This is a genomic window from Azorhizobium doebereinerae UFLA1-100, from assembly GCF_000473085.1.
In the GTDB taxonomy this organism is placed as follows: Bacteria; Pseudomonadota; Alphaproteobacteria; order Rhizobiales; family Xanthobacteraceae; genus Azorhizobium; species Azorhizobium doebereinerae.
Genome location: NZ_AXBA01000082.1, coordinates 1 through 3,415, shown reverse-complemented (window position 1 = coordinate 3,415; position 3,415 = coordinate 1). Strand labels below are relative to the sequence as shown.

The following is a 3,415-nucleotide window of genomic DNA, read 5'->3' as shown; positions in this document are numbered from 1 at the left end:
GCCGCCATGGATCACCGTGTCGGCGGCGACGGGGGCGGTGGAGGTGACGCCGGCCTTCTCGGACACGACGCGGGGGGCGGTGAGCGCGACCATGGATGGGGAGCCTTTCTCTGGATCAGGCGGCCGGGAGGCCGTTGGCGGCGCGGAACTCGGCTTCGGTGAGGCCCAACTGGCGGATCACCTCGCGGTCATCGGCGCTGAGCAACGCGGGATTGCCCTCCGGCGGGGTCTTGCCGCCAAGGCCGGAGGCGCCCAGCAGCTCCGGCGCGCTGGCCAGCAACTGCTCCACGGCGGCAAGGCCGGCATCGGTGGCGCACAGGGCGACGTAATGGTCGCGCTGGGCGGGCAGGATTTTCTTGGCCTGCAAGGCGCCCTCGATCACCGCCTCCACCTTGGCGGTGCGCTGGGTGCCGCGCAGGGTGTCCAGCTCGGTGGAAACGGCAGCGAGCTTGGCCACCGTTTCCTCATGCACCGCCTTGGGCACATGGGCCGTGGGATCGGCGGTGGTCTTCAGGGTGGTGACGGCGGCAAGGCACTCGGCCTCGTTCGCGGTCTCGGCGAGGCCAAGCGCGGCAAGCACGGTCTTCATGGGGTTCTCCGGGATGTGAGACGGATCGGCCTGGGCCAGCGCCGGCTGGGCGGCGAGCGCCGGGGACGCCACCAGCGCCACGCTCTTCAGCCACAGCGCCTCGCCGTTCGGCGCGGGAAAGGCCGGCGAGACATAGGGGTAAGCCTTGAGCAATGATGGCGCCGATGCCGGGTCGATCCACTCCACGCGGCCATAGAGCGCCGCGCCGTCCTGCTCCAGGGCCGTGACGAACCCCACCGGGTCGGCCCGCTCGCCCTTGGGTGCCAGGATCTCGGTGGCGTGGTTGATGTCGAGGGGCACCTTCAGGCCATCGGCCTGGAACCGGGCCATCAGCCGGGCGAAATCGATGGCGAACGCCCGACCGTCGCGGGTGCGGATCGCGCCGCCCTGCGGGAACAGCACGATGCGTTCCGGCGCGGCGTCCGTGGAGCCGGCGGCGAGAACGGTCAGGATGTGGGTATGGACGGCGTTCGACATGCCCCGACCATGCCGGGTCGGCGGGCGCGGATCATGGGCGACAGGTGTCGCCGGGAGCGGGACAAATCAGGGGGAACGGGGCGACGTTAGCCTGCGGGCGCGGGGAACGACAACAGCTCTCACGCAGCGGGCACGTTAAAGGCGGTTTGAAAGCCGGTGACGGGTTTCTGGAGGTGGCGGCGGACATGCACCGCAGGACGACGAGAGATTGCTGCCTGCGGCGATTTCTGTTCATGTCCGACAGTGAAGGCTTCATTCACCGCAGGAAACGGGGCCAATCGGGGATCCGGCTCGAGCTTTGTTCCCATGCGAATGTCGATGCTTAGAGGCCATGAACGAGCCTTCCTCGCAACCGGCCCGAGGGGCACCGAATGAAGACTTCTGATCGTTTAGCCACTGAGGATGCACATCAGGCCTTGGTCTTCATCGACTGTGCCGCCCGCCTTCTTGGCGAAGACATCCCGGCAGGCGGGCCAATCCGCTTTTTTATGGATATCGAGATTCTGGCTCCGACGGGCTTTCTTGTCGGCCATGCTATCGAAATTAGCCTCGGAGCTTACCTGCGAATCTCGGGGGCGCGCGGAAGTTTATCGAATCATAATCTGGAATCTCGATTGGCAGCCGCAATAAATGCTGGACTGGTCGTTCCTGAGAAATTCTCAAATTATGTGAGAGCACTATCTCCATCTCATCTTAAGCATCAATTCCGATATGCAAATGCTACACCGGAAGCGTTTGTGTCTCCACGCCACTCCATCCCAGTAGTACGCCCCGAGCTTGAGAAGATCCGCGATCACGTCTTATCCATAGCGGAAAATCGATCTTAAAATATCGTCATGTCGCAGGCTCCGCTTTCGTGCGGGCCAAAGCCCGCTGCAGGCGCCTTCGGTCGATTCCAGCAGAGAAATCGGCATGACAGGAACGGCCCTCTTGGGGCATAGTATGTTGCGCGGCGGTGAAGTCCGTTGGCCTCGGCATCTTGATGGCGGTGGCCCCTGGAGGGACGCCCCGCAAGGGGGATCGGCTCCTCCCCGCCGCGCTCATTCCACCTTCTGGATCGCCTTTTCGCTTGGGCCGGCATTGCGCCTGTGCATGGAAACGACGCGCAAATAGCCTGTCTCCGACTTGGTGACGATGGCCCGCCACCACGCCTTGCCCAGGTTCCAGATCATGCCGCGCCGCCGCGGATTGGCGTCCGCCACCACCGTCCCCTCCGCTATGGCCTGCGGAAGCCGGCGCAGATCCTCATAGCTCCGGCCATCCTTGTACCGGCCATCGTGATTGGCCCGTGCCACCACATCCGCCCCATTGATGGAGACCAGCGGCGACTTCGCCCCCATCTCGGCCTGGAGCTTCGGCGAGAGGCCGGCCGGCAGCCACACTTGTCTTGCCTGGTCGTCCGGCAGGCGGCCCACCACCCGCGTCCAGGGGCTGTCCCACAGTTGCTCCAGAGTGCGGGCGGCGTCAGTGGGCGCGGCATCCACCAGGGATTGCTCCAGGGCGCGCATCACGCCCTTGACGCGGGCGAGGCCTGGATTGCCGCCCCAGCCGGGGTCGATGCCTACCGGCACCTGCACGATCTCGCCGGTGCGTTTGTTGGTGAAGGCGCGGGTCTCGATCACCGGCCGCTCGGCGGAATAGCGGATGTCGGTGTCATCGGCCGGGACGCGGGCCAGCAGATCCTCGCGCTCGCGGGCGGTGATCTGGCGCACGGTGCATTTGCACAGCCAGCCATTGGGCGGGAAGTGGCTCGACCAGAACGGATCATCCACCGGCAGGATCGTGCCCACCCAGGAGAGGTGTTCCTTGCGCGGGTCGGCCGCCGTGGTGCGCACATAGAGCAGATAGGGCAGCGCTCGCTTGGTCCGCTGCGCCCGCTCCCATTGGCCGGCGGCGCGGGCCGAGGCCATGTTGCCCCAGAAGATGGTCTTGAGCCGGCGTGGGGCGGTGAAGTCCACCGTCGTGTCCGGCTGGTCGCCTGAGGGATCAGCCACCATCCGCAGGCTGCCCCAGCCAATGCGCTGGAGATCCACCACCACCTGGGTGCGCCAAGTCTCAAACCCGAGGCCGTCGCGCTGCGCCTTGGCGATGGAGGCCTTGAAGGTGGTGAGCAGCTCGGTCTCCACCGCTTTGGCGACAGTGAAGGCGTGGGCATGCTCCTCCTGCCACACGTCCTGCCAGTGAAAGCCGGGCTTGAGGCCCTTGTCGTCCAGATAGCGCGTCACCTCCGGCGGCGGGCCGAAGCCGCGGGTGATCTCGGCCATGGCTCAGTCCACCGCGTCGCCGATGCCGCGGGCGATGGCGGTGGCCTGGGCCAGGGCCTCGGCGAGGCGCGCCCCATCTGGACCG

The 3,415-nt window shown here is 66.4% G+C and carries 3 protein-coding genes; 1 reads left to right on the top strand and 2 read right to left on the bottom strand.

Annotated elements, in window-relative coordinates:
- Window positions 1-115 precede the first annotated feature (115 nt).
- A complete protein-coding gene (locus tag YU1_RS31305; protein ID WP_035716739.1) occupies window positions 116-1,066 on the bottom strand; it encodes a phage protease in 951 nt (316 codons plus the stop codon).
- A 371-nt stretch (window positions 1,067-1,437) separates the two neighbouring features.
- Here YU1_RS31305 and YU1_RS33800 point away from each other — a divergent pair, with 371 nt between their 5' ends.
- Complete coding sequence (locus YU1_RS33800) at window positions 1,438-1,893, top strand: hypothetical protein (RefSeq protein WP_156922486.1); 456 nt, start codon at window positions 1,438-1,440, stop codon at window positions 1,891-1,893.
- Window positions 1,894-2,106: 213 nt separating this feature from the next.
- On the opposite strand, the gene YU1_RS0125490 is transcribed toward YU1_RS33800, so the two are convergent.
- Window positions 2,107-3,330: a phage head morphogenesis protein gene (locus YU1_RS0125490; protein ID WP_029006453.1), complete on the bottom strand. Its 1,224-nt coding sequence runs from the start codon at window positions 3,328-3,330 to the stop codon at window positions 2,107-2,109.
- Between the last annotated feature and the right edge of the window lie 85 nt (window positions 3,331-3,415).